Annotated in this window: 24 protein-coding genes; 11 read left to right on the plus strand and 13 right to left on the minus strand. The window is 73.0% G+C overall.

Annotated features, from left to right (window positions below; genetic code table 11):
* The 3 genes from fabG to WN71_RS16140 all read right to left on the minus strand — a co-directional run bounded on the left by fabG (position 1) and on the right by WN71_RS16140 (position 2,212).
* The gene (gene fabG, locus WN71_RS16130) at positions 1-762 is read right to left on the minus strand and encodes a 3-oxoacyl-ACP reductase FabG (protein WP_046587673.1); all 762 of its coding nucleotides are present in this window, start codon (positions 760-762) and stop codon (positions 1-3) included.
* A gap of 125 nt (positions 763-887) precedes the next feature.
* On the minus strand, positions 888-1,316 hold the full coding sequence (locus tag WN71_RS16135) for a DUF3037 domain-containing protein (protein ID WP_046587675.1): 429 nt from the start codon (positions 1,314-1,316) through the stop codon (positions 888-890).
* Positions 1,317-1,333: 17 nt separating this feature from the next.
* The gene (locus WN71_RS16140) at positions 1,334-2,212 is read right to left on the minus strand and encodes a HipA family kinase (protein WP_240529673.1); all 879 of its coding nucleotides are present in this window, start codon (positions 2,210-2,212) and stop codon (positions 1,334-1,336) included.
* Positions 2,213-2,442: 230 nt separating this feature from the next.
* Here WN71_RS16140 and WN71_RS16145 point away from each other — a divergent pair, with 230 nt between their 5' ends.
* Positions 2,443-2,922, plus strand: coding sequence for a Rieske (2Fe-2S) protein (locus WN71_RS16145; RefSeq protein WP_046587677.1), 480 nt, complete (start codon positions 2,443-2,445; stop codon positions 2,920-2,922).
* Here the strand turns inward: WN71_RS16145 and WN71_RS16150 are convergent.
* On the minus strand, positions 2,909-3,661 hold the full coding sequence (locus tag WN71_RS16150) for a cysteine hydrolase family protein (protein WP_206300087.1): 753 nt from the start codon (positions 3,659-3,661) through the stop codon (positions 2,909-2,911). The genes WN71_RS16145 and WN71_RS16150 overlap by 14 nt on opposite strands.
* A gap of 78 nt (positions 3,662-3,739) precedes the next feature.
* Between WN71_RS16150 and WN71_RS16155 the strand changes: the two genes are divergently transcribed.
* The gene (locus WN71_RS16155; RefSeq protein WP_046587682.1) at positions 3,740-4,207 is read left to right on the plus strand and encodes a pyridoxamine 5'-phosphate oxidase family protein; all 468 of its coding nucleotides are present in this window, start codon (positions 3,740-3,742) and stop codon (positions 4,205-4,207) included.
* Positions 4,208-4,244: 37 nt separating this feature from the next.
* Here WN71_RS16155 and WN71_RS16160 read toward each other — a convergent pair whose 3' ends face one another.
* The gene (locus WN71_RS16160; protein WP_046587684.1) at positions 4,245-5,147 is read right to left on the minus strand and encodes a LysR family transcriptional regulator; all 903 of its coding nucleotides are present in this window, start codon (positions 5,145-5,147) and stop codon (positions 4,245-4,247) included.
* Positions 5,148-5,222: 75 nt separating this feature from the next.
* Between WN71_RS16160 and WN71_RS16165 the strand changes: the two genes are divergently transcribed.
* Positions 5,223-6,152 (plus strand): DMT family transporter, encoded by a 930-nt coding sequence (locus WN71_RS16165; RefSeq protein WP_046587687.1) that lies wholly within the window; start codon positions 5,223-5,225, stop codon positions 6,150-6,152.
* A 198-nt stretch (positions 6,153-6,350) separates the two neighbouring features.
* Here the strand turns inward: WN71_RS16165 and WN71_RS16170 are convergent, their stop codons facing one another.
* Complete coding sequence (locus tag WN71_RS16170) at positions 6,351-7,682, minus strand: aminotransferase class I/II-fold pyridoxal phosphate-dependent enzyme (RefSeq protein ID WP_079177893.1); 1,332 nt, start codon at positions 7,680-7,682, stop codon at positions 6,351-6,353.
* Positions 7,683-7,746: 64 nt separating this feature from the next.
* On the opposite strand from WN71_RS16170, the gene WN71_RS16175 reads away from it, so the two are divergent.
* Together WN71_RS16175 and WN71_RS16180 are read left to right on the plus strand one after the other, a co-directional pair.
* Positions 7,747-8,427, plus strand: a complete 681-nt coding sequence (locus WN71_RS16175) for a pyridoxamine 5'-phosphate oxidase family protein (protein ID WP_046587691.1) — start codon at positions 7,747-7,749, stop codon at positions 8,425-8,427.
* Positions 8,427-9,059 (plus strand): FMN-binding negative transcriptional regulator, encoded by a 633-nt coding sequence (locus WN71_RS16180; RefSeq protein ID WP_046587693.1) that lies wholly within the window; start codon positions 8,427-8,429, stop codon positions 9,057-9,059. The genes WN71_RS16175 and WN71_RS16180 overlap by 1 nt, the downstream gene beginning before the upstream one ends.
* Before the next feature lie 40 nt (positions 9,060-9,099).
* Here WN71_RS16180 and WN71_RS16185 read toward each other — a convergent pair whose 3' ends face one another.
* Complete coding sequence (locus WN71_RS16185) at positions 9,100-10,104, minus strand: EamA family transporter (protein WP_046587695.1); 1,005 nt, start codon at positions 10,102-10,104, stop codon at positions 9,100-9,102.
* Between the two features lie 46 nt (positions 10,105-10,150).
* Positions 10,151-10,765: a Clp protease N-terminal domain-containing protein gene (locus WN71_RS16190; protein ID WP_046587697.1), complete on the minus strand. Its 615-nt coding sequence runs from the start codon at positions 10,763-10,765 to the stop codon at positions 10,151-10,153.
* Positions 10,766-10,997: 232 nt separating this feature from the next.
* On the opposite strand from WN71_RS16190, the gene WN71_RS16195 reads away from it, so the two are divergent.
* On the plus strand, positions 10,998-11,426 hold the full coding sequence (locus tag WN71_RS16195; RefSeq protein ID WP_046587699.1) for a type II toxin-antitoxin system Rv0910 family toxin: 429 nt from the start codon (positions 10,998-11,000) through the stop codon (positions 11,424-11,426).
* 101 nt (positions 11,427-11,527) lie between these two features.
* Here the strand turns inward: WN71_RS16195 and WN71_RS39835 are convergent, their stop codons facing one another.
* Positions 11,528-12,166: a PadR family transcriptional regulator gene (locus tag WN71_RS39835; protein ID WP_079177895.1), complete on the minus strand. Its 639-nt coding sequence runs from the start codon at positions 12,164-12,166 to the stop codon at positions 11,528-11,530.
* A gap of 127 nt (positions 12,167-12,293) precedes the next feature.
* Here WN71_RS39835 and WN71_RS16205 point away from each other — a divergent pair, with 127 nt between their 5' ends.
* Positions 12,294-13,190 carry an arginase family protein gene (locus tag WN71_RS16205; protein ID WP_046587704.1) on the plus strand — a complete coding sequence of 299 codons (897 nt, stop codon included), beginning with the start codon at positions 12,294-12,296 and terminating at the stop codon, positions 13,188-13,190.
* A 31-nt stretch (positions 13,191-13,221) separates the two neighbouring features.
* Here the strand turns inward: WN71_RS16205 and WN71_RS16210 are convergent, their stop codons facing one another.
* On the minus strand, positions 13,222-13,659 hold the full coding sequence (locus tag WN71_RS16210; RefSeq protein ID WP_071369853.1) for a GNAT family N-acetyltransferase: 438 nt from the start codon (positions 13,657-13,659) through the stop codon (positions 13,222-13,224).
* A 148-nt stretch (positions 13,660-13,807) separates the two neighbouring features.
* Between WN71_RS16210 and WN71_RS16215 the strand changes: the two genes are divergently transcribed.
* On the plus strand, positions 13,808-14,620 hold the full coding sequence (locus tag WN71_RS16215; protein WP_046587708.1) for a PhzF family phenazine biosynthesis protein: 813 nt from the start codon (positions 13,808-13,810) through the stop codon (positions 14,618-14,620).
* A gap of 57 nt (positions 14,621-14,677) precedes the next feature.
* On the opposite strand, the gene WN71_RS16220 is transcribed toward WN71_RS16215, so the two are convergent.
* Together WN71_RS16220 and WN71_RS16225 are read right to left on the minus strand one after the other, a co-directional pair.
* A complete protein-coding gene (locus WN71_RS16220; protein WP_046587710.1) occupies positions 14,678-15,484 on the minus strand; it encodes a CPBP family intramembrane glutamic endopeptidase in 807 nt (268 codons plus the stop codon).
* A gap of 204 nt (positions 15,485-15,688) precedes the next feature.
* Complete coding sequence (locus WN71_RS16225; RefSeq protein ID WP_046587713.1) at positions 15,689-17,206, minus strand: glutamate-cysteine ligase family protein; 1,518 nt, start codon at positions 17,204-17,206, stop codon at positions 15,689-15,691.
* A 551-nt stretch (positions 17,207-17,757) separates the two neighbouring features.
* On the opposite strand from WN71_RS16225, the gene WN71_RS16230 reads away from it, so the two are divergent.
* Both WN71_RS16230 and WN71_RS16235 read left to right on the plus strand, forming a co-directional pair.
* Positions 17,758-18,342, plus strand: a complete 585-nt coding sequence (locus WN71_RS16230) for a hypothetical protein (RefSeq protein WP_046587717.1) — start codon at positions 17,758-17,760, stop codon at positions 18,340-18,342.
* 375 nt (positions 18,343-18,717) lie between these two features.
* Positions 18,718-18,924 (plus strand): DUF5999 family protein, encoded by a 207-nt coding sequence (locus tag WN71_RS16235; RefSeq protein ID WP_046587719.1) that lies wholly within the window; start codon positions 18,718-18,720, stop codon positions 18,922-18,924.
* 99 nt (positions 18,925-19,023) lie between these two features.
* Here the strand turns inward: WN71_RS16235 and WN71_RS16240 are convergent, their stop codons facing one another.
* Positions 19,024-20,556, minus strand: a complete 1,533-nt coding sequence (locus WN71_RS16240) for a glycoside hydrolase family 43 protein (protein WP_046587720.1) — start codon at positions 20,554-20,556, stop codon at positions 19,024-19,026.
* A 484-nt stretch (positions 20,557-21,040) separates the two neighbouring features.
* On the opposite strand from WN71_RS16240, the gene WN71_RS16245 reads away from it, so the two are divergent.
* Positions 21,041-22,990, plus strand: coding sequence for an APC family permease (locus tag WN71_RS16245; protein WP_046587722.1), 1,950 nt, complete (start codon positions 21,041-21,043; stop codon positions 22,988-22,990).
* Positions 22,991-23,050: the final 60 nt, after the last annotated feature.

Genomic DNA, 23,050 nt, shown 5'->3' on the forward strand with positions numbered 1-23,050 from the left:
CTAGTTGAGCGGTCCGCCGGCGACGTAGAGCACCTGGCCGGAGACGAAGCCGGCCGCCTCGTTCGTGAAGAAGGCGATGGCGTTGGCGATGTCGTCGGGCTCGCCCACGCGCTGCACCGGGATCTGGGTGGCGGCGGCGGCCTTGAAGTCGTCGAAGCCCATGCCGACGCGGGCCGCGGTCGCGGCGGTCATGTCGGTGGCGATGAAGCCGGGGGCGACGGCGTTGGCGGTGATGCCGAACTTGCCGAGCTCGATGGCGAGGGTCTTGGTGAAGCCCTGGAGACCGGCCTTGGCGGCGGAGTAGTTGACCTGTCCGCGGTTGCCGAGGGCGGAGGACGAGGAGAGGTTGACGATCCGGCCGAAGCCCGCGTCGACCATGTGCTTCTGGATGTACTTGGTCATCAGGAACGAGCCGCGCAGGTGCACGTTCATGACCGTGTCCCAGTCGGACGCGCTCATCTTGAACAGCAGGTTGTCGCGGAGCACGCCCGCGTTGTTGACGAGGATCGTCGGCGCGCCGAGCTCCTCGGCGATGCGCGCGATCGCGGCCTCGACCTGCGCCTCGTCGGAGACGTCCGCGCCGACGGCGATGGCCCTGCCGCCCGCCGCGGTGATCTTCTCGACGGTGTCCTTGCAGGCCGCCTCGTCGAGGTCGACGACGGCGACGGCACGGCCCTCGGCGGCCAGTCGTACGGCGGTGGCGGCGCCGATGCCGCGCGCGGCACCCGTGACGACGGCGACCCGCTGGTCAGTGGTGGACATTGCTGTTTCTCCTCGCCCTTGAGAAAGACCGATCAGCGGTGAGCGACCGCTTAGTACCTTCAGCAGACGTGACGCTAGAAGCCCTGGCACCCGGTGTCAACGGCACACCGGGTGCGTGTGATCCATTACCTCACCAGGAGTTCCAGCAAGCGTTCCGTCTCGGCCACCGGATCGGCGGTCAGGCCCGTGTGCACCGGACCGGGCTGCACGACGGCGGAACGGGGCGCGATCAGCCAGCGGAAACGACGGCCCGCGTCGTCGCCCGCGGCCGCTCCGGCCGCCTCTCCCCCGCGGCACACCCCTTCGATCGCGCCGAGGGCCGCCCGGACGCCCGCGACGTCCGCCCGCGGGTCCAGGGCCAGCAGCCGCGCCTCGTCGAGATGAGTGCGGGCGCCGACGTAGGACCGCGCCCGGCAGTAGACGAGGACGCCCGCGTTGATGCACTCGCCGCGCTCGACGCGCGGGACGACCTTCAGCAGGGCGTACTCGAAGACGTCCCGGTCGCCGGCCTGGTCGCCCCGGGTGATGTGGCGCTCGACCACATGGCCCGCCATATGGATGTGGCGCTCGCTCACTTGCCCTCCTGAGTGCCGGTGCGGGTGTGGGTGCGGGTGCCTTCACGGCCGCTCGCGCCGGTGCCGGTGCCTTCACGGCCGCTCGCCTCGGTGCCGGTGCCTTCACGGCCGCTCGTCTCGGTGCCGATGCCCGTGACGCGTTCGTGGACCAGGGGTGCCCGGTCGAGCAGCGGCCGCGCGTACGCCCGCCGCAGGTCGTCCGGGGTCTCGAAGCCGGGCTCGTCCGCCAGCCAGACGTCCGGGATCTCGGCGGTGACCTCGGCCAGCAGTTCCTCGGTGACCAGGGGCGCGAGCGCGGCGGCGGCGCCCGCGACATCGGGCGCGCAGCGGGCGAGGGCGTGGTCGGAGGCGTCGTAGGGGCGGGCCGCGGAGGCGGCGGCGCCGGGCCAGTTGTGGTGCCAGATCATGGTCGCGCCGTGGTCGATCAGCCACAGCTCGCCCCGGTGCACGAGCAGGTTGGGGTTGCGCCAGGACCGGTCGACGTTGTTGATCAGCGCGTCGAACCAGACGATCCGCCCGGCCTCGGCGGAGTCCACCGGGAAGGCGAGCGGGTCGAAGCCGAGGGCGCCGGAGAGGAAGTCCATCCCCAGGTTGGTGCCCGCGCTGGCCCGGAGCAGGTCCTGCACCTGCTGCTCGGGTTCGCCGAGGCCGAGCACCGGGTCGAGGCCGAGGGTCACCAGCCGGGGCACCCTCAGCCCGAGCCGGCGCGCCAGCTCGCCGCAGACCACCTCGGCGACCAGCGTCTTGCGGCCCTGCCCGGCGCCGGTGAACTTCATGACGTACAGACCGAGGTCGTCAGCCTCGACGAGCCCCGGCAGCGAGCCGCCCTCCCGCAGGGGCGTGACATAGCGGGTCGCGGTGACTTCCTTGAGCATCGCCCCAGGCTATCGGGGTGCGGCGGGCACCCGGACCGCCCCCGCCGGACGCGCCCGCGCCGCCGGACCGGCCCCGGGAGCACGCCGACAGCAAAGTGACAGCGGGCCTTTACCCACCTCATGCGTCGCACGGGTCACCATCTCGACGGGGTCTGAACACCGGTCGTCCGACGGCCGTACCCCTGTGCAGATCCACCGAACTCGCGCAGCAGTGGAAGGGAAACGTCAGCATGACCAGCGAATCGCTCCAGCCCCACGAGGCACCGGCCCGCCGAACCGTCATGGCGGCCGCCGGCGCGGCAGGGCTCGCCGTCGCGCTGACCGCGTGCTCGTCGAACGACAGCTCCTCCGGATCGTCGGACTCGGGGAACACCCAGGCCGGCGCGAACGCGAGCAGCGGCGGCACGGGATCGGGCGCCGCCGGTACGGTCCTGGCCAAGACCAGCGACATCCCCGAGGGCGGCGGCAAGATATTCAAGGACCAGTCGGTGGTCGTGACGCAGCCGTCGTCGGGCCAGTTCAAGGCGTTCTCGACCAGGTGCCCGCACCAGGGCTGCGCCGTCAGCAGCATCGCGAACGGCGTGATCGTGTGCCCCTGTCACCAGAGCGAGTTCTCCGTGACCGACGGCAGCGTCAAGAAGGGCCCCGCGACCACGGGGCTCAGCGCCGCGAACGTCACGGTGAGCGGGGACTCGATCAGCCTGGCCTGACCCGCGACGCGGCCCGCGGCCCGCCCATGAGGCTCGTGCGCAGCTCGTCGGTGGTCGCGACCGTGGCGACCAGCGCGAGGGTGTGACGGATCATCGCGGGGGTGTAGTCGGCAGGCACCCCCGCGATGGCGTCCCGTGCCACCACGACGGTGTAGCCGAGGTTGACGGCGTCGAACACCGCGTTGGGGATCGCCACGTTGGCGGAGACCCCGGCGACGATCAGCGTGCGGCAGCCGAGGTTGCGCAGCAGCGCGTCCACGTCGGTGCCGTGCAGCGGCGACAGACCGTGCAGCCGTCGTACGACGATGTCCTCGTCGGCGACCACGATCGGGGGCGCCACGCGGACCGCCGTGGTGCCGCTCAACTGCTGTACGGGCAGCCGCTCGGCGGCGCGGAACAGCCGCGCGTTGCGGCTGGCGCCCCGCCCGTCGGGGCGCCGCTCGGCGACCGCGTGGATCACCTGCACCCCGCCGGCGTGGGCCGCGGCGACCAGTCGTGCCACGTTGGCGAGCACGCCGGACTCCCTCGCCTCGCGGGCGAGTTCGGGCAGCGCGCTGTCGGCGCCGACGACGCCCTGCTGGCACTCGACGGTGAGCAGGACGGTGTGCGCGGGTTCGAGGAGCTCGCCCGGACGTTCGCGCGAGGCCACGTCGCCCCCTTTCGCCGAGGGTGTGGGGCGGGCGAGACTAGCCACCCTTGCGTGCGAAGGGAAGGCGACCCATTCTTTTTCTGACACCATGTCAGAGGATCAAGAGGTCGAGGACGCCGGAGGACCACGGGACCTCCTCCGGCGCGACGTGAGAGAAGAGGGGGCCGAATGACCGTCACTCAGCGCCGGGGCCGCAAGATCATGATGACGCCCGGCGAGCTGGACGAGTTCCTCGCCACCCAGCGCACCTGCCGGGTGGCCACCGTCTCGGGCGGCGGCGCCCCGCACGTGAGCGCGCTGTGGTTCGCCTGGGACGGCACCTCGCTGTGGCTGTACTCGGTCGTGCGCAGCAAGCGGTGGGCGGACCTGAGCCGGGACCCCCGGGTGGCGGTCGTGGTGGACTGCGGTGAGGAGTACGACCAGTTGCGCGGCGTCGAGCTGTCGGGCACCGCGGAGTTCGTCGGCGAGATCCCGCGCACGGGCGAGCTGGTCGCCGAACTCGACGCCCCCGAGACGCTGTTCGCGCGCAAGAACTTCGGGCTCGAGGAGATGCCGCACGACGGACGGCACGCCTGGATCCGGCTGCGCCCGGAGAAGATCGTGTCCTGGGACTTCCGCAAGCTCGGACCCAACTGAGCGTCCTGCCCCCAACCGATGCGCGGGCAAGGGGACTTCACCCGATCTTGCGTGCCGCCTCGCGCAGCGCCCCGACCGCCGCACGGATCGACGGGCGGCGGTCGGCGTCGGCGCGCCAGACGACGTAGACATGGCGCCGCACCCGCTGCACGAGCGGCACCATCACCACGCCCTCGGGCATCGGGTGGCGGCCCAGCACGGGTGCGACACACACGCCGAGCCCCGCCGCGACCAGCTCCAGCTGGGTGTGGGTCTCCCCGGCGCGGTGCCCGATGATCGGCTCGACGCCGCGTGAGCGGAGCGTGAACATCAGCCACTCGTGGCAGAACTCGCCCTCGCCCCAGGTGATCCACTCGTCGTCGGCGAACTCCGCGAGGTCGACCTCGTCACGGCCCGCGAGCCGGTGCCCGGCCGGCATCGCGACATCGGCGGGGTCGTCCAGGATCGCCGCCTTGACCAGCCCGTCGGGCAGCGGCATCGGCTTGTTGTACCAGTCCAGCACCACCGCGAGGTCGAGGTCGCCGCGGACCACGCCCGCGATGCCCCGCTCCGGCTCCAGCTCGCAACTGCGCACCCGCAGGGCGGGGTGTTCGGCGCGCAGCGCGGCCAGCGCGGCGGGGAACAGCCCGCGGGCCGCGGTCGGGAACGCGGACAGCCTCAGCTCGCCGACCACCTGCCCGCGCTGCGCCTCCAGGTCCGCCTGGGCGAGCTCCACCTGGGAGAGGATGCGCGCCGCGTGGTCGGCGAGCAGCCGCCCCGCGTCGGTCAGCCGCACGTCCCGGCCGTTCTTGGCGATCAGCCGCTGCGCCACCTCGCGCTCCAGCTTGGCCAGCTGTTGGGAGACGGCGGACGTGGTGACGTGCAGGGCGTCGGCCGCGCCGCTCACCGAGCCGTGCCGGGCCAGGGCGTCGAGGGTGCGCAGGCGCTCCAGATTCAACATGTAAGCGATCCTACGAAATACCGCGCTGTAATTCTCGCTTGTGCTACGACATCGCGCTCCCGCACAGTGGCGGTCATGAGCAGCACCACGGTCACCCGCCGCACCGCCCAGGCCCCCTCCCGCACCCGCCGCCGGCTCGACTGGCGGCTGCGCTTCGCCGCCCTGTCGGCGATCTGGGGCTTCAGCTTCCTGCTGATCAAGGTCGGCACGGAGGGCTACGCCCCCTTCCAGGTCACCTTCGGGCGCCTGTTCTTCGGCACGGCGGTGCTGGCGGTGACCATGGCCGTGAAGCGGGAGCGGCTGCCGCGCGGCGGGCGCACCTGGGCCCATCTGGCCGTGGCCGCGTTCCTGCTCAACGCGCTGCCGTTCTCGCTGTTCGCCTACTCGGAGCTGACCATCCCGTCCACGCTGGCCGGGATCTGCAACGCGACCTCGCCGCTGTGGGGCATGGCGCTGTCGATCGTGGCGCTGTCCGAGGACCGCCCGACCCGGGTGCGCGTCGCCGGTCTCGGCCTGGGCTTCCTCGGCGTGCTGACGGTCCTCGGCGCCTGGCAGGGATTCAGCGGCCTGGACGCCCGGGGCACCGCGATGGCCCTCGCCGCGTCGCTCAGCTACCCGGTCGGCTGGATCTACGTCCGCCGCACGCTCGCCGGCTCCGGCGACTCCCATCTGTCGCTCACGGGGGCCCAGTTGCTGCTGGCCACGGTCCAGCTCGCCTTCGTCACCCCGCTGTTCACCACGCTGCCGACCCGGCTGGACGTGGTGCCGCTGCTGGCGATCGCCGCCCTCGGAGCGCTCGGCACCGGACTCGCGGTCCTCGTCCAGTACGGCCTGGTCGCCGAAGTCGGCCCGACCACCGCCCAGATGGTCACCTACTTCATCCCGGTCATCGCCACGGCGGCGGGCGTCGCGATCCTCGGCGAGTCGCTGCGCTGGTCGACGCCGGTGGGCGCGGTGATCGTCCTCGCGGGCGCGGCGCTGACCCAGGTGCGCCGGAGCGGCTGAGACCGGCGGGACGACCGCATACGGGGCTCGGCGGGACGGCCGAGCAGGGCGGCGCGGACGAACACGGCGACGCGGCGCGCGGCCGGACGACCGGACGGCGGGACGGCCGAGCACGGCCGCGTGGCCGAGCGCGGCGGGACGGCCGAGCGCGGCGCCGCCGGACGAGTGGCGCCCGCGGATCAGCCCCCGGACACCCCCCTACACATACGCCCTGACCGGCGACGGCCCCACCGCCGCCGCCACCGCGTCGGCCAGCGGCTCCGTCTCCTGCGGGGTCAGCGTGGCGGCCGTGATGCGGATGGCGGGCGGGGTGCCCATGCGGAAGCGGGCCCCCGCGCCGACCGCCCATCCCGCGTGCAGCAGGCGCGCCACCGCGCCCGTCTCGTCGGGGACGGGCACCCACACGTTCATGCCGCTGCGCCCGTGCGCCGCGATCCCGCGCTCGGCCAGGGCCTCGATGAGCCCGTCGCGCCGGGCCCGGTAGGCCGCCGCCACCGCCGGACCGTCCACGGCCCCGTCCCGCACCATCCGGACGAGGGTGCGCTGGAGCAGCAGGCTCACCCAGCCCGGCCCGAGGCGCTGACGGCCGCGCACCCGGTCGACGGTCTCCGCGTCCCCGGTGAGCACGGCGAGCCTCAGGTCGGGGCCGTAGGTCTTGGCGGCCGAGCGGACGAACGCCCAGTGCCGGCCCGCCCCGGCGAGCGGATGCAGCGGCAGGTCGACCATGCCGTGGCCGTGGTCGTCCTCGATCACCAGGGCCTGCGGATGCTCGCGCAGCACGGCGCGCAACTCCCGGGCGCGCGTGGCGCTCACCGCGGCGCCGGTGGGGTTCTGCGCCCGGCTGGTGACGATCAGGGCGCGCGCCCCGGCCGCGAGGGCGGCGCGCACGTCGTCGGGGAGCGGTCCGTCGTCGTCGACCCGCACCGGCGCCGTACGCAGGCCGAGCGCGGGCACGAGGTCGAGGGTGCGGCCCCAGCCGGGATCCTCGACGGCCACCGTGTCCCCCGGTTTGAGCCGGGCGGCGAGCACCCGCTCCACGGCGTCGAGGGCGCCGGAGACCACGGCGAGCGGGCCGTCGGGCACGCCGTCGGCGCGCAGTTCGGAGCGTGCGAGCACGGCCAGTTCCGGGTCGACGGGCTCGCCGCCGTAGAGGACCGGGTGCCGGTCGCCCTCCGCGGCGGCCGCGGCGAGCGCGGGCGCGAGGGGCGGCAGGAGGGCGGGGTCCGGGTTGCCCGCCGCGAGGTCGCGGACCCCGGCGGGCACGTCCAGGCGCACCTTCTCGCGGCCCGTGGTCGCGGGACTGCGGCGGACCCGGCTGCCGCGGCGCCCGTCCGTCTCGATCACCCCGCGCTCGCGCAGGGTGCGGTACGCGGCCGCGACGGTGTTCGGGTTGACCCCCAACCGGTCCGCCAACTCCCTCATGGGAGGCAGGAGTTGACCGGGTTCGAGGTCACCCGTGCCCACCGCGCGCTCGACACTGGCCGCGATCTCAGCTGCGCGGCGCCCTTGGATCGGATACTCTCCTAGCACAAAGCCGATTATGCACTAGTGCAAAACATCGGGCAACCGAACGAGCACGCAACGGAGAGCCGTGATGCAGGGGACACAGCAGCAGACGCCGCCCGCCGCCTACACACCCACCGACCGCACCGTCCCCACCCGCTCCCCCGAGCGCGCGGCCTACGACAGGGAGCTGGTGCACGCGATACTCGACGAGGCGTACGTCTGCCACCTCGGCTTCGTCCGCGACGGCGCGCCCGTGGTGCTGCCCACGCTCTACGGCCGGGTCGGCGAGACCCTCTACGTGCACGGCTCCACCGGCTCGCGGCCTCTGCACATGGCGGGCCGGACCGACCCCGGGCTGCCGGTGTGCCTGACCGTGACCCATGTCGACGGTCTCGTGCTGGCCCGCTCGGCGTTCCACCACTCCATCAACTACCGCTCGGTGGTGGTGCACGGCATCGCCCACCAGGTCACCGACCCGGAGGAGAAGCGGACCGCGCTGGACGCGCTGGTCGACCACGTCGTGCCGGGCCGCTCGGCCGACTCGCGCCCCGCGAACAAGAAGGAGCTCGCCGCCACCTCGGTGATCCGGCTGGACCTGAACGAGGTCTCGGCCAAGCTGCGCACCGGCGGTGTCAACGACGAGCCCGAGGACCTGGCCCTGCCGCACTGGGCCGGCGTCGTCCCGGTCGGTCGCAGCCACGGCACCCCGCAGCCCGACGCGGGCCTCGCCCCCGGCACCGAGGTGCCCGGCTACCTCGCGGACCTGTGATGCTGGTCCACCCCTGGGACGCACCGCGCGAGGACGCCGAGTGGCAGGGCTGGCTCGAAGCCCACGACTTCGGCCAGCTCGCCGTCAACGGACCGCCGGGCGAGCCCCCGTTCGTCCAGCCGCTGCACTTCGCCTACGACGCCGGGCGCGGCGAGGCGGTGACGCACCTGGCCCGCCCGAACCCGCTGTGGGCCGCCCTCGAGGCCGCGCCCGAGGTGCTGCTCAGCGTCGTCGACGACTACGTGTTCGTCCCGGGCCCCTGGCAGGCGGATCCCGGCACCCCGCCGGAGCACGGCGTGCCGACGAGCTTCTACGCGGCCGTCCAGCTCCGCTGCACCGCTCACGTGGTGGACGATCCCGAGGAGAAGGCCGCGCTGCTCAACCGCCAGCTCGGCCACTTCCAGCCCGAGGGCGGCTCCGCGCGGGCCGCGGCCGGGGAGGCGCCGTACGGCAGGCTGCTGTCCGGCATCCGCGGGCTGCGCCTGGAGGTGACCGGGGTGCGGGCGAAGTTCAAGTACGCGGGCAAGCGGTCGGCGCAGGTGCGGGAGCGCATCGCGGACCGGCTGACCGAGCGCGCGGGCCCGCGGGACGGCGCCGCTCGGGAGCAGTTGGTGCGGCGCGGGACCGAGTGACGTCACGGCCGGGCGGGGAGCGGCCTCCTCGCCCGGGGTGCTAAGCGGCGGCCCCCGGCGTGGACAGTTCGCGTTCCGGGCCGCCGGCCGCCACCGGCTCCGGGGAGCCCTTCGCCGGGGTGGAGGACTGCGCGATGAACGCCCCGAGCAGGACGACCGCGCCGCCCACGAGTTGCGGGGCCGAGAGGTGCTCCCCCAGCAGCACCCACGCGAGGACGGCCGCGATCACCGCCTCCAGGCACGCCACCACGCCCGCGACCTGCGGCGACAGCCGGCGCACCGAGACGACGCCGGTGACGTAGGCGAGCACGGTGGCGATCAGCACGATCCAGGCCAGCAGGGCGAGCGCGGGCACCGCGGTGCCGTTCATGTCCGCGGTGCCGGCCAGCACCGACCAGTCCATCGTCCAGGGGCGGGCCACGACGGTCAGCACGGCGGCGCCCACCAGCAGGCCGTACGCGATCACGCCGAGCGGATCGGGCGCCTCGGCCCCGGCGTCGCCGCCCTGGTCGGAGAGGACGAAGTAGCCGACCTGGCAGCAGGCGGCGCCCAGCGCGAGCGCGAGGCCCAGGGCGTCGAAGCTCAGCCCCGACCAGACCTCGACGACACAGGCGAGACCGCCCGCCGCGAGCACCACGCCCAGCGCGGCCGCCCGCGTCACCGGCCGCCGCTGCACGAACCGCACCCAGCCCAGCACCAGGGCGGGCGCGAGGTACTCGACGAGCAGCGCGACGCCGACCGGGATCCGCGATATCGCGGCGAAGTAGCACGCCTGCACCCCGGCGACCGCCAGCAGCCCGAAGCCCGCGAGCAGCGCCGGGCGGCGGCGCGGCAGCGCGCGGTGGCGCACGGCCAGCGGCAGCATCACGAGCGCCGCCCCCGCCACGCGAAGCCACACCACGTGGAGCGGGTCGAGGCCCGCCTCGATCAGCGGCTTGGCCGCCACCCCCGAGCCGCCGAAGGCGAGTGCCGAGCCGAGCGCCAGGCCGAGGCCGACGCCCTTCGCGGGGGTTCCATGACTGCTGTCCGACGTACGCACCGGCACATGATGACAGGCGACGACAGGAGCGTCACCCCCGTTGGCACCTGTCTCAGCGGCTGGACCCCTCCAGCCGGTCCTCGACGCCGTCGAGCGGGTCGCGCAGCCGGGCGGCCGGCTCCGCCGCGTCGATCCCGGCGTGCGTCAGCACCTCGACGGCGCGCGCGCCGGGCTCGGCCAGAAGGGCCGCGAGCAGGTCGGTGCCCCGGGCCGGCCCGCCGTCCCGGCGCGCGGCGGCCGCGGCGGCACGCGCGAGCGCCTCGGCGGCGAGCGGCGAGAAGTCCTCGGCCTGGACCCCGGCGGGGGCGGCGCTCACCAGGGCTCGGGGGCGGGCGGTGGACGTCTCCCCAGCCGGGGCGACGGCAGGGGCGTTCTCCACCCCGGTCTGCCAGCGCAGGCCGTAGCCGATGCTGCGCTGGACGAGATAGCCGAGCAGTCTGGCCACGTGCGGGCCCTCGCCGAACGCGGCGCGCGCCTGCGGGTCGGACTCCACGAGGGCATGCAGCAGATGGGCCGAGTCGATCTGCCGGTCTCCGTCGCGCAGCGCTCTGCGGCGGGCGGCGGCGAGCGCGGCGGCCAGTTCGGCACTGAGCCCGACATCGTTGTCCGGGCGGCGGGGAGCCGGCCCGGGATCCTGATCCGGCTGCCGGGGAATACGGTGTTGCACCCTCCCCACCCCATCAGCCCCTCGGTGCGCGCGCCATCCGCGAGGGGGAGCATTTCTCGCCGGCCGATGTCCCTCGGGAAGTGGACCTCCGGGCGCGCAATCTCCTCCTCGGGGAGGACATCAGGGCCATCGAGGCCGCTCGGCGGGCATATCTGACGGCTCATCAGTATTGAAAGTTGCGGCCCCTGCGGTTACGTTCCGCGCACGTCAGCCGAGACGAAGAGGTGGTCGCATGGCCGAAGTCAGCGCGCAGGCACGCCTGGAGGCGCCCGCGGAGAAGGTGTGGGCGCAGCTCACCGACTGGCCCGCCCACGGCGAGTGGAACGCGACGCACACCAACTTCCCCAAGGGCGGCCCGGAGACGCTGGAGGTCGGCGCGACGTTCCAGGAGAACATGAAGCTCATGGGGTTCCCCGCCGAGGTCGAGTGGACCGTCGAGGAGCTGGAGCCGGCACGGGTACTGGCCATCCGTGGCAAGGGCCCGATGGCCGTGACGGTCGCGACGCGCTACACGCTGACCCCCGCCGGGGACGCCACGGAGGTGCGCATCGACGGCGAGTTCACGGGTGCGGCCGTCTCCCTGATGGCGGGCCGCCTGAAGGACTCGGCAACGGCCGCCCTGGAGGAATCACTGCGCAAACTGGGCGCGCTGGTGGCCTGAGACCGCGCATCGGCGCGCAAAGAAGGCGCCCCGCGGATCACTCCGCGGGGCGCCTTTCACGCCGGGTGTTCTCGTCGGCCGTCCGTCACCGGACCGCACCGTCAGTCCTCCGGCGTCCCGTTCTCGTCGGCGAGGATCAGGTACAGCTTCTTGCGGGCCTCGTTGATCACGGCGACCGCCTTGTCACGCTGTTCCTTGGTACCGGTCTTCCAGACCTGCCCGAACGCCTCCATCAGGCCGAAGCCGGCCTGCCGGATGTCGTTCAGCGCCTCCCAGTCAACCCCGCGCGACGCCTCTTCCCAAGGCGCGTCGGGACCCTCCTCGGCGGCGGTGCGGCCGGCGTCGGTGAGCGCGAAGAGCTTCTTGCCCTCACCGGTCTCGCTGGCGATCAGGCCCTCGTCCTCCAGCAGCTGGAGCGTCGGGTACACCGAGCCGGGGCTCGGCTTCCACGCGCCGCCGCTGCGCTCGGCGATCTCCTGGATCATCTCGTAACCGTGCATCGGCCGGTCCTTCAGCAGGGCCAGGATCGATGCCCGTACGTCACCTCGCCGCGCCCGGCCACGCGGGCCGCCGCGCCCTCGCGGGCCCCATTGCGGTCCGCCCGGACCGAAGCCCGGCCCGAAGCCGGGGCCACCCGGCCCGAAGGGCCCGAAGGCCGCACGCTCTCCGCCACGCCCGCCCCGGCCACGCCGGGAGGGGCCGTCCTGTCGATGTCCACGCTCGAATCCGTGGGTACGCATCGCAATCACTCCATTCCATCGTTGATCTGTCGCGATGCTTCGACGATATATCGGAAGACTTCGGATGGCAAGCGTCGCCCTCCGGAAAGTTCCGCCACGGGCCCTGCCGCGCGGCCAGAATGGCCGGATGCGCCGCATCGTCGTCATCGACGCCCCGTCGAATCTCGGTCTCCGTCCGCCCGCCGAAGGCACCGTGCCCGGGTGCTACAAACTGGCGGGCGCGCTGCGCGAGCAGCGGATCGTGCAGCGGCTGGGGGCCTACGAGGGCGGGGTCGTCGTACCGCCGCGCTACGACCGCGGCGGCTGGCGGGAGGGCGACGGCGTGTTCAACGCCGAGGCGATCGCCACGTACACACGCAGACTGGCCGACCGCGTGGAGCAGCACGTCCGGCGCGGGGACTTCCCGGTCGTCCTCGGCGGGGACTGCTCCATCCAGCTCGGCGCCTCCCTCGCGCTGCGCCGCATCGGGCGGTACGGACTCGCCGTCGTCGACGGATCCGCGGACTTCCGGCACCCCGGGAACTCCGACCGGATCGGGGCCGCCGGGGGCGAGGAGCTGGCCCTCGCGACGGGCCGCGGTCAGGCGGACCTGACCGACCTCGAAGGGCTGCGGCCGTACATCAGGGACGAGGACGTACGGGTCTTCGGCATCCGGGACTACGACGACGAGCGGGCCGAGCTGACCGCGCTGAAGATCCCGAACGCGACCGTCGGCGAGATACGGGAGTGGGGCGCCGCGGATCTCGCGGCCGCGGTGGCGGCGAGTCTCGAAGCGCCCGTCACCGAGGGGTTCTGGGTGCACCTGGACGCGGACGTGCTGGACCCGTCCGTCATGCCCGCCGTCGACAGCCCCGACCCCGGCGGCCTCCTGCCCGACGAACTCGCCCCGCTGCTGCGGACCTTGGTGCGGTCGGAACGCTGCGTCGGTTTCAACCTTACGATCTACGACCCCGATCTGGACCCCGACGGCTCCTGCGCGGCGCTGCTCGCGGATCTTCTCCAGACGGCCTTCACCGACGCCTGAGGGGCCGTACGCCCTTGCACGTCGGCCGGGGCTATCCCTCCACCGGCAGGCGGTACACGGTCGAGGACCGGGTGCGGAAGCCGAGGCGCTCGTAGAGGCGGTTCGCCGCGGCGCGGTCCGGGCGGGAGGTGAGGTCCACCGTGCGGGCGCCCGCCTCCCGGGCCAGCCGGACGGCCTCCCCGGTCAGCAGTCCCGCCACGCCCCGGCCGCGCGCGGCGCCGTCGACCACCACGTCCTCGATGCGCGCCCGCAGCCCGGTCGGCAGGGGCAGCAGCACCAGGGTCAGGGTGCCGACGATCTCCCCGGCCGAGCGCGCCACGAGCACCGTGGTGGCGTCGCACGCCACGAGCCGTTCCATCGCGGCCAGGTCCAGCGGCTTCGCCGTCGAGGACAGCTGCGGCAGCAACCGCCCGAAGGCCTCCACGAGTTGCTCGCTCACCGACGTGACGATGTCTACCCGGACGTCCATGGCGGGAGTCTAGGGCCAGGCGTCGCGTGGCAGACGGGAATGTGACGACAGGCCCTAGGGCACCCGGGCGGGACGCGCCTTTGCGAAAGGGCCGCGGACCCCGGATTGGCCTTGGGCACCGGGCCCGGCGGGCGGCTAGCGTCCGGGTATGCGGATTCGAATCGTCGACGCCTTCACCGACCGCCCCTTCGCCGGCAACCCGGCCGGGGTGCTGCTCCTCGACAGCTTCCCGGAGGACGCCTGGCTCCAGCGGGTGGCCCTCGAGGTCAACCACGCCGAGACCGCGTTCGCCCACCCGCTGCCCGAGGGCGGCGCGGCCGACTGGGCGCTGCGCTGGTTCACGCCCCTCACCGAGGTCGCCATGTGCGGGCACGCCACGCTCGCCACGGCGCACGTCCTGCACACCACCGGCGCCATCGAGGGGCCGGTCCGGTTCGCCAGCCGCAGCGGGGTGCTCGTCGCCACCCCGAACGCGGACGGCTCGATCACCCTGGACTTCCCGACCGCCCCGCTCACCGAGGTGGAGGTACCGCAGGGCGTCGCGGAGGCCCTCGGCGCCGAGCCGCTCGTCGCCTTCGACACCGGGCCGGACGTCGGCGACCTTCTGGTGCAGCTGGCCGACGAGAAGACGGTGCTGGGGCTGGCGCCGGACCACAAGGCGCTGGGCACCTACTCCTCGCGGGGGATCATCGCCACCGCCCGCGCCGAGGACCCGGACGCGGACCACGACTTCGTCTCCCGGTGTTTCTTCCCGAACGTGGGCATCGACGAGGACCCGGTCACCGGCAGCGCCCACACCGCGCTGGCCCCCTTCTGGTCCGCGCGCCTCGGCCGCACCGACCTCACCGGCCTCCAGGCGTCCCCGCGCACCGGGTACGTACGCACAGCGGTGCGCGGTGAGCGCACCCTGCTCACGGGGCACGCGGTCACCGTCATCGACGGCGAGCTGCTCACGCCGTAGCCGGGAGACCGCCGCGCGGCCCCTCACGCCGTAGCCGCGAGACCGCCGCGGCCCCCCTCACGCGGTGGGCAGCCAGCCCACCCGCCCCGCGAGCAGGGCGTAGCCCACGAACGCACCGATGTCGAGCAGGGAGTGCGCCACCACGAGGGGGCCGACCCGGCCCCACCGGCGGTACAGCCACACGAACACCACGCCCATCGCCAGGTTGCCGAGGAAGCCGCCGATGCCCTGGTAGAGGTGGTAGGAGCCGCGCAGCACGGCGCTGGCGACCAGCGCCGTGCCCGGTGTCCAGCCCAGCTGGCCGAGGCGGCGGAGCAGATAGCCGACGACGATGACCTCCTCCAGGACGGCGTTCTGCACCGCCGAGAGGATCAGCACGGGGTACTTCCACCACACGTCGGGCAGCGCCTCGGGCACCACCGTCAGATTGGCGCCGAGCCCGCGCGCGGCCAGGTAGAAGGCGATGCCGAAGCTGCCGATCACGGCCGCCACGCCGGCGCCGCGGGCGAGGTCGGGCCACGGGCGGGTGCGGTCGAAGCCGAGCGTGCGCAGGCTCTCCCGCTCGCGCATCAGGAAGTGCGCGACGAGCACGACGGGCACCAGGGCCGTGGCGATGCCGAACAGCTGCCAGGCGAGGTCGAGCCAGGGCCGGCCCGGCGCGGCCGACGCGTTCATCGTGGCGGCCTGGTCCTTGAGCCCGCCCGGCTTCGTGACCGACCCGACAAAGCTGATCAGGGCGGACACGCCGCTCGCGCCGAGCGAGAGGCCCAGGACGAGAAGGGTCTCGTCACGGAAGATCCGCCGCGTCAGCCGCTCCTGCGGAAAGGAATCGGCATCGGCCACCGCACCTGACTCCACCTGCACACCTGCCTCCGGTCATGGGATGTCACAGCTTGCCCCATGGACCTGTGGCCTGCGGCGGTGACCCCCGTCACGGGCGGGATCGGTTCAGCCGTCGCGGTGAGGACGGGTTCAGCCCTCGCGGTCGGGACCGGTTCAGCCCTCGCGGTCGGGACCGGTTCAACCGCCGCGGGCAGGACCGGTTCAACCGCCGCGGTCAGCGCCGGTTCAGCCGAGCGGCACCGGCTCCGGCAGGCCCACCGGCCAGGTCGCGACCGGCTCGCCCGCGTGCATCAGCTGGCAGTAGCGGCGGGTGGTCGCCGCCAGCGCGTCCGCGCGGGACAGGCCCTGTTCGCGCAGCCGGTGGAAGGTGGCGGACTGCCAGACCGCTCCGTTGGTGCGGCGCCGGCAGCGCTCCTCGATCACGCCCAGGTAGAAGTCCCGGTCGGCGGGCTCCACGCCCCACGCGTCGAGCCCCGCCTCGGCCAGCGGCAGCAGTTCGTCGCGCACCAGGGTGACGGCGTCGACCTCGGCGAGGCCCGCGTAGCGGCCGCGGCGCGGCCAGCGCAGCCGGGCGTCGATGCCGTGCCGGCAGGCCGCGTCGAAGTTGGCCTCGGCCGTCTCGAACGGCATCCGCGTCCACACCGGCCGGGTCTCCTCGGCGAGGGCACGCACGAGGCCGTAGTAGAAGGCCGCGTTGGCGACCACGTCCGTGACGGTCGGCCCGGCGGGCAGCACGCGGTTCTCCACGCGCAGATGGGGCACGCCGTCCGCGATGCCGTAGACCGGCCGGTTCCAGCGGTACACCGTGCCGTTGTGCAGGACGAGTTCGGCGAGCTTGGGCACGCCCCCGGCGTCGAGCACCGCGAGCGGGTCCTCGTCGTCGCAGATCGGCAGCAGCGCCGGGAAGAAGCGCAGGTTCTCCTCGAAGAGGTCGTACGCCGAGGTGATCCACCGCTCGCCGAACCAGGTCCGCGGCCGTACGCCCTGCGCCTGGAGTTCGGGCGGGCGGGTGTCCGTGGACTGCTGGAACAGCGGTGGGCGCGACTCGCGCCACAGCTCACGGCCGAACAGGAACGGGGAGTTGGCGCCGACCGCGATCTGCGGCGCGACCGCCACCTGCGCCGCGTTCCACACGTCGGCGAAGCGGGCCGGGGTGACCTGGAGGTGCAACTGCACGGAGGTGCAGGCGGCTTCGGGGACGATGGAGCTCGACGAGCAGGTCAGCCGCTCCACGCCGTCGATGTCGAGCAGGAAGTCCTCGCCGCGCGCGGCGACGATCTGGTCGTTGAGAAGGGTGTAGCGGTCGACGGCGGAGAGGTTGGAGGAGACCAGGTCGTCCCGCTCCAGTGTCGGCAGAATACCGATCATCGCTATTCCGGCGGACAACTCCTCGGCCTTTCGATGGGCATATGCCAGTGACGTACGGAGTTCCTCCGAGAGCCGGTCGAATACCCGTCCGCCCAAGCGGTGCGGGGCAATGTTCACTTCCAGGTTGAACATCGCGAGTTCGGTCTGGAAATCACGGCTCGCGATCCGTTCGAGGACCTGCCCGTTGAGCATCCTGGGCAGGCCGTCGGAGCCGACGAGATTCAGCTCGATCTCCAGCCCCATGAGATTCTTCGGCCGGTCGAACCCCTTCTCCTCCAGCAGTCGCTCCAGACCCGCCAGGCACTGGCGGAGCTTGGCCCGGTAGCGCTGCCGATCGGACAGGTCGAACGGCCCTGCCACGACCTTCTCCCCCATACGAAGCATCCCTCCTCGGATGGGCGGGCCGCGGAACCGGCCGCCGGTGTCCCGGGTCAGGTGGGATGATGCCCAGCCTCGGCGATCGATAACGTCGCCAACCCGTGTGCGGCCCGCTACTCTGTCGGAATGTGGCACGCGGCACATTCCCGGGGCAACAGGCATCACGCATCTTCGGGTGCCCGGCGGGACTCGTGAAAAACGCCGACGACAACAAGCCGACCGCTCGGACCGTGAATTTCGAGGTCAGCGCGGGGCGGGGCTCGCGGAATCGGGAGGATTACCGCGATTCGACGGCCGGATCGCCCCTTGTTTCACCCATGGGAATCAGCTAGACGAAACTACGTCTGAACACGCGTCGTATAAACTCCGCTTACTAGGCAGAAGGTTGGCGCCCGCGGTCCCCCGTTCCTGCCGTCCAGGCGACGCGCGGCAGGCCCACACGCACCCTGCTCACGACCCCGGCCCTCCCCTGACTGATCCATGAGCTGACAGCGCCGTCCGCCCCCGCCCTCGCGCCACCGCGCCTGTCTCCTGAGAGGCGACCCATCATGCCGCTGCATGTCCCTCCGGCTCCCGCCGCCGCCCTGCGTTCCGTCCTCACGGCCCTCGGTTCCCCCACCGCGGTCCGCGAGGCCCGCACCCCCTCCTTGCGCACCGCGCAGGGCAGCGCCACCCCTGAACTCCCGCTTCCTGTCCATGTACTGGACCAGATCACCCCGGAGGGCGTGTCCGCGACCAGGCTGGCCGGCTGGCGCTTCCTGATCCGCTGCGGCGATCGGGCCGTGGCCGCGGCGGAGACCATGCTGACCCCCGACGGGTGGGCGTTCTCCCACTTCTTCGAGGGCCCCTACATCGCCTCGACCGAGCGCGCGCTGCGCCAGGCCGAGACCGTGCAGCAGCCGTACCAGGCACGCCTGTTGTCCGTGCCCGGCCTGTACATGCTCACGCTGTGGCTGCACGGGGACGTCGCGGCGGACGGGGCCGAGGGCCATCCGGCCGCCAGCGATCTGCTCGTGCCGCTGGCACCGGCCCCGCCGGGGATCGCGGCGCACCGGCCGCACCAGGTGGCCGAGTTGCTTCCGGTCCTCACCCATCGGGTGACTCCGGTGCCGCTCCTCGGTTCGCCCGCCTGACATCCACCGCGTGCGCCCGCCCCGCGCACCCGCGTCACGCCCCGCCGTCCACCCGGACGGCGGGGCGCTCGGCGCGCCGCCCGGATCCACCCGCTCGTACGAGCGCCACGACGCTCCGCCGTGCCCCGTCCGAGTGGTACCCGCCCTGTCCGCAGGGGCTTCGCCTGCCCGGACTAGCCCCTTTCGACCCCCGCCAACCACCCGAAGTGACGGGGTGGTTGCACTGAACCGACCGTCGAGGTGATGCGTCATCAACCTGTGAGAAGCGGTGCTGCGAAATACCTGCGGATCGCCGCCCGGAGGGCAACACTGGAGGACGACCGAAGTACGTGACGGGGGACCGAGATGACCACGACCCAGCGAAAGATCCCACCAATGTGCCAGCACCAGCCACCGTGCCCGAACGCCGACTCCGCCGACCGGGAATCCGCCCGCCTCGTGGCGCACCACCCGGAACAGGGATGGAGCCTGCTGTGCAACGGCGTCGTGCTCTTCGAGGACACCGGTGAGCTCCTGCCCGACGGCCAGATCATCGCGCCGCACCGCCCGCTGGGCGTCGGCCAGGTGATGACGGCCGCCTGAACGCACCACCTCCGGGCGGTCCGGCGGACCTCCCGGTGACCTGAGGGGCCGGGCGCGTGCACGCGACGCGAACCGGCCCCGACACATGTCCGGGGGCGGCTACTCCGGGTAGTCGGCCGGGGACACGGCGAACGCCCGCTGCGGTACTTCCGCGGGGGCGGGCCCGTGCTCGCACCAGTCGAAGGCCGCCGCGCCCTCGGTGACGTACATCCCGATCACCCGCCCGGTGAAGCCACCGGCGACCTGGCTGGACAGATAGCGGCCGTCGAGCGCGGCGAGGCGGAAGGTGCCGCCCGCGTGCTCCACGGAGAGCAGCACCTCGTCGGGGCCGCCGGAGGCGGCGCTTCGCGGCTGCCCGGCCGGGGTGCGGGTCTCCACCACGAGGGTGACCGGTCCGGCGGGCACGAAGTGCTCGGCGAGCCGCTGCCGCAGCGGGCCGATCCGGGCGACGGCGCTCACCACGCCCCGGTGCACCTCGATGTCGTAGTGGTGCGACTCGTCGATGCGCACGCTGAGTCCGGCCCGCCCGGCGCCCGGGTCCACCCGGGTGGCGACGCGGCAGTCGTGGTGCTGCTGGCGGCGGCCGAGGAAGGTCGCTCCGGGGCGGTCGAGGCTGTCGCCCGTCGCCCGCAGCGTGAGCCAGCCGGGCCGCTCGGTCAGCGACCAGCAGTCGTCCGGGCGGCTGCGCGGGGAGATCCAGTACGGCGCGAGCGCGGGCGCGTCGAAGTCGTCGCGCGCGGGCGCCGGTTCGAGCGGGTGCCAGGCCGCCGGCGCGGGATGCCGTTCGCGCACGGGCCCCACCCGCGGCCAGCCGTCCGCCCACTCGACGGGCACGAGGAAGGTCTCCCGGCCGAGCGCGTGGTACTCGGGGAAGTAGCCGCGCGGCCGGGTGCCGAGCAGCAGCATCCACCAGGTGCCGTCCGCCGCCTCGACCAGGTCGGCGTGGCCGGTGCACTGCACTGCCGAGGCCGTGCCGCGGTGGGAGAGCAGCGGGTTGCCGGGCGCCGGTTCCCAGGGGCCGCGCGGTGAGCGCGCCCGCGCGGCCGACACGCCGTGGCCGAGCGCGGTGCCGCCCTCGGCGATCAGCAGGTACCACCACTCCCCCACCCGGTACAGGTGCGGCGCCTCCGGGTCGCGCAGCCCCGTGCCGGACCACAGCGGCAGCGGACCCTCCAGCACTTTGCCCGTCTCCGGGTCGATCCGAGCGACCTGGCACCCGGAGACGGCGCACCAGCAGGACCCGTCGTCGTCCCACGCGAGGTCCGGGTCGATGCCCGGCACGTCGATCCACACGGGGTCCGACCAGGGCCCCCGCGGGTCCTCGGCGGTCACCAGGAACGTGCCGCCGCCGGAGGCGTCCGTGGTGATCAGCCAGAACCGGCCGTCGTGGTGGCGGAGGGTGGGCGCGTAGATCCCACCGGAGGCCGGGGTGGTGTCGGCGAACACCAGCTGTCCGGGACGGTCGAGGACATTGCCGATCTGCCGCCAGTGCACCAGGTCCCGGCTGTGGAAGAGGGGCACGCCGGGGAAGTACTCGAAGCTGGAGCAGGCCGCGTAGTAGTCCGCGCCGACCCGGCAGACGCTGGGGTCCGGGTGGAATCCGGGGAGGACGGGGTTGTCGTAGGTCGGCATGGGCACCCCTCGGGATCGAAACTTTCGACCGCTGTGGCGAATCGTTCGGTTCGACGCATCCTACGGAGGGGCGGCGCGCGGGGACCAGCCCCGGGGGCTCCCCGATGAAGCCGAGGGTGCGGCCCGAGGACGGGGCGGGGCCGGATTCGGGGCGGGGCCCGGCCGTGGGCAGGGGTGCGGTTATCGTCACGCGGCGGGCCGCTGCGGGACCGTCGAACGTCGTGCGGTCCCCGCGCCTCCGGGGCGCTCCGTCACGCAGAGTCGCCGTGAACCCCCGTCGGCCGCTCGCCCGAACAGACCGCATGTGCTGCCGACCCGCCGCGGTCACGGGATGCTGAGGTCGCGGCCAGGCAGTCTTGACGGAAGATTGACGCCCGCGGCCCCGGCTCCCGCGGGCCCGGGCGTGACTCTCTGCTTACGCTGGTTCGGTCGTCCGCGTGATGGCCGATCCCCATGCCGCGCCACACATCCCATGGAGCACGCGATGGCCACGACCGAGCGCCCTCCCAGTCGCCTCCGGGCCTGGATGCTGGAGGGCCTGTCCGACATGGGCAAGGGGATCCAGCAGGCGCCCCACGCCAAGCCGGAGCCTCCGCACAAGGGGCAGCGGTGGTGGCGGGTCATGTGTCTGACCGGCGTCGACTACTTCTCCACCCTCGGTTACCAGCCGGGCATCGCGGCCCTCGCGGCCGGCCTGGTCTCGCCGATCGCGACCATCGTGCTGGTGATCGTCACCCTGGCGGGCGCCCTGCCGGTGTACCGGCGGGTGGCGGAGGAGAGCCCGCACGGCCAGGGCTCCATCGCCATGCTGGAACGGCTGCTGTCCTTCTGGAAGGGCAAGCTGTTCGTCCTCACCCTGCTCGGCTTCGCCGCCACGGACTTCCTGATCACAATCACCCTGTCGGCCGCCGACGCCGCCACCCACCTGGTGGAGAACCCGCACCTGACCAGCGCCCTCCAGGGCAAACAGATGCTCATCACCCTGCTGCTCCTGGCTCTGCTCGGCGCGGTCTTCCTGAAGGGCTTCCTGGAGGCGATCGGCGTCGCCGTGGTCCTGGTGGGCATCTATCTCGCGCTCAACGTCGTCGTCGTGATCGTCGGCCTCTACCACGTGGCGACCGCGGAGCACGTGGTCACGGACTGGGCCAACGCCCTCACCGCGGAGCACGGCAATGCCCTGGCCGTCGTCGGCGTGGCCCTGCTCGTCTTCCCCAAACTCGCGCTCGGCCTCTCCGGCTTCGAGACCGGCGTCGCGGTCATGCCGCTGGTCAAGGGCAGCCCGAGCGACACCGAGGAGCAGCCCACCGGCCGCATCCGCGACGCGAAGAAGCTCCTCACCACCGCCGCCATCACGATGAGCTGCTTCCTCATCACGTCCAGCTTCATCACCACGCTCCTGATCCCCGAGAACGAGTTCAAGGCAGGTGGCAAGGCCAACGGCCGCGCCCTGGCCTACCTGGCGCACGAGTACATCGGCGGCGCCTTCGGCACGATCTACGACATCTCGACGATCTGCATCCTGTGGTTCGCCGGCGCCTCCGCGATGGCCGGTCTGCTCAACCTCATGCCGCGCTATCTGCCGCGCTACGGCATGGCCCCGGCCTGGGCCCGCGCGGTGCGCCCCATGGTCATCGTCTTCATCCTTGTCGGCTTCCTGGTCACCTGGATCTTCGACGCGAACGTCGACGCCCAGGGCGGCGCCTACGCCACCGGTGTGCTGGTGCTGATCAGCTCCGCGGCCATCGCGGTGACGATCGCCGCCCACAAGGCCCGGCAGCGGAACTGGACCATCGGCTTCGCCGTGATCGCCCTGGTCTTCCTGTACACGACCGTCGTGAACGTCATCGAGCGCCCCGACGGTGTGAAGATCGGTGCCTGCTTCATCGCGGCCATCATCCTGCTGTCGGCGATGTCCCGTATCGCCCGCGCCTTCGAGCTGCGCGTGACCAGCGTGAGCTTCGACGCCCTGGCGGAACGCTTCGTGCGGGACATCGCCAGCCGCAAGATACGGTTCATCGCCAACGAGCCCGACAACCGCGACATCGCCGAGTACCGCGAAAAGATCGATCAGATCCGGGCCGACAACGAGTTCACCGCCCACGACGACTTCGTCTTCGTGGAGGTGACGGTGACCGACCCGTCCGAGTTCGAGGCCGAGCTGACCGTGCGCGGCGAGGTGCTGCACGGCCGCTATCGCGTGCTGACACTGGAGTCGTCCTCCATCCCCAACGCGCTCGCCGCCCTGCTCCTCCAGGTCCGGGAGATGACCGGCTGCACCCCGCACATCTACTTCGAGTGGACCGAGGGCAACCCGATCACCAACTTCCTGCGCTTCTTCCTCTTCGGGCAGGGCGAGGTCGCCCCGGTCACCCGCGAGGTCCTGCGCGAGGCGGAGTCGAACCGCGCCGTGCGGCCACGGGTGCACGTCGGCTGATGGCGCCGAGGCCGACGGCCCGCCGCCAAAACCCCCGCCCCCGGGCGCGAGGCGCCCTCG

The organism is Streptomyces mangrovisoli (assembly GCF_000974985.2).
GTDB classification, from domain to species: Bacteria; Actinomycetota; Actinomycetes; order Streptomycetales; family Streptomycetaceae; genus Streptomyces; species Streptomyces mangrovisoli.

Bases quoted from the DNA above. Each gene is read 5' to 3' on its own strand.
- WN71_RS16145 (WP_046587677.1), top strand. From the start codon at position 2,443: ATGACCAGCGAATCGCTCCAGCCCCACGAGGCACCGGCCCGCCGAACC.
- WN71_RS16210 (WP_071369853.1), bottom strand. From the start codon at position 13,659: ATGGACGTCCGGGTAGACATCGTCACGTCGGTGAGCGAGCAACTCGTG.
- WN71_RS16245 (WP_046587722.1), top strand. From the start codon at position 21,041: ATGGCCACGACCGAGCGCCCTCCCAGTCGCCTCCGGGCCTGGATGCTG.
- fabG (WP_046587673.1), bottom strand. From the start codon at position 762: ATGTCCACCACTGACCAGCGGGTCGCCGTCGTCACGGGTGCCGCGCGC.
- WN71_RS16140 (WP_240529673.1), bottom strand. From the start codon at position 2,212: ATGCTCAAGGAAGTCACCGCGACCCGCTATGTCACGCCCCTGCGGGAG.
- WN71_RS16230 (WP_046587717.1), top strand. From the start codon at position 17,758: ATGCCGCTGCATGTCCCTCCGGCTCCCGCCGCCGCCCTGCGTTCCGTC.
- WN71_RS16195 (WP_046587699.1), top strand. From the start codon at position 10,998: ATGGCCGAAGTCAGCGCGCAGGCACGCCTGGAGGCGCCCGCGGAGAAG.
- WN71_RS16160 (WP_046587684.1), bottom strand. From the start codon at position 5,147: ATGTTGAATCTGGAGCGCCTGCGCACCCTCGACGCCCTGGCCCGGCAC.
- WN71_RS16235 (WP_046587719.1), top strand. From the start codon at position 18,718: ATGTGCCAGCACCAGCCACCGTGCCCGAACGCCGACTCCGCCGACCGG.
- WN71_RS16215 (WP_046587708.1), top strand. From the start codon at position 13,808: ATGCGGATTCGAATCGTCGACGCCTTCACCGACCGCCCCTTCGCCGGC.
- WN71_RS16175 (WP_046587691.1), top strand. From the start codon at position 7,747: ATGCAGGGGACACAGCAGCAGACGCCGCCCGCCGCCTACACACCCACC.
- WN71_RS16150 (WP_206300087.1), bottom strand. From the start codon at position 3,661: ATGGTGTCAGAAAAAGAATGGGTCGCCTTCCCTTCGCACGCAAGGGTG.
- WN71_RS16155 (WP_046587682.1), top strand. From the start codon at position 3,740: ATGACCGTCACTCAGCGCCGGGGCCGCAAGATCATGATGACGCCCGGC.
- WN71_RS16225 (WP_046587713.1), bottom strand. From the start codon at position 17,206: ATGGGGGAGAAGGTCGTGGCAGGGCCGTTCGACCTGTCCGATCGGCAG.
- WN71_RS16180 (WP_046587693.1), top strand. From the start codon at position 8,427: ATGCTGGTCCACCCCTGGGACGCACCGCGCGAGGACGCCGAGTGGCAG.
- WN71_RS16165 (WP_046587687.1), top strand. From the start codon at position 5,223: ATGAGCAGCACCACGGTCACCCGCCGCACCGCCCAGGCCCCCTCCCGC.
- WN71_RS16135 (WP_046587675.1), bottom strand. From the start codon at position 1,316: ATGGCGGGCCATGTGGTCGAGCGCCACATCACCCGGGGCGACCAGGCC.
- WN71_RS16240 (WP_046587720.1), bottom strand. From the start codon at position 20,556: ATGCCGACCTACGACAACCCCGTCCTCCCCGGATTCCACCCGGACCCC.
- WN71_RS16205 (WP_046587704.1), top strand. From the start codon at position 12,294: ATGCGCCGCATCGTCGTCATCGACGCCCCGTCGAATCTCGGTCTCCGT.
- WN71_RS39835 (WP_079177895.1), bottom strand. From the start codon at position 12,166: ATGCGTACCCACGGATTCGAGCGTGGACATCGACAGGACGGCCCCTCC.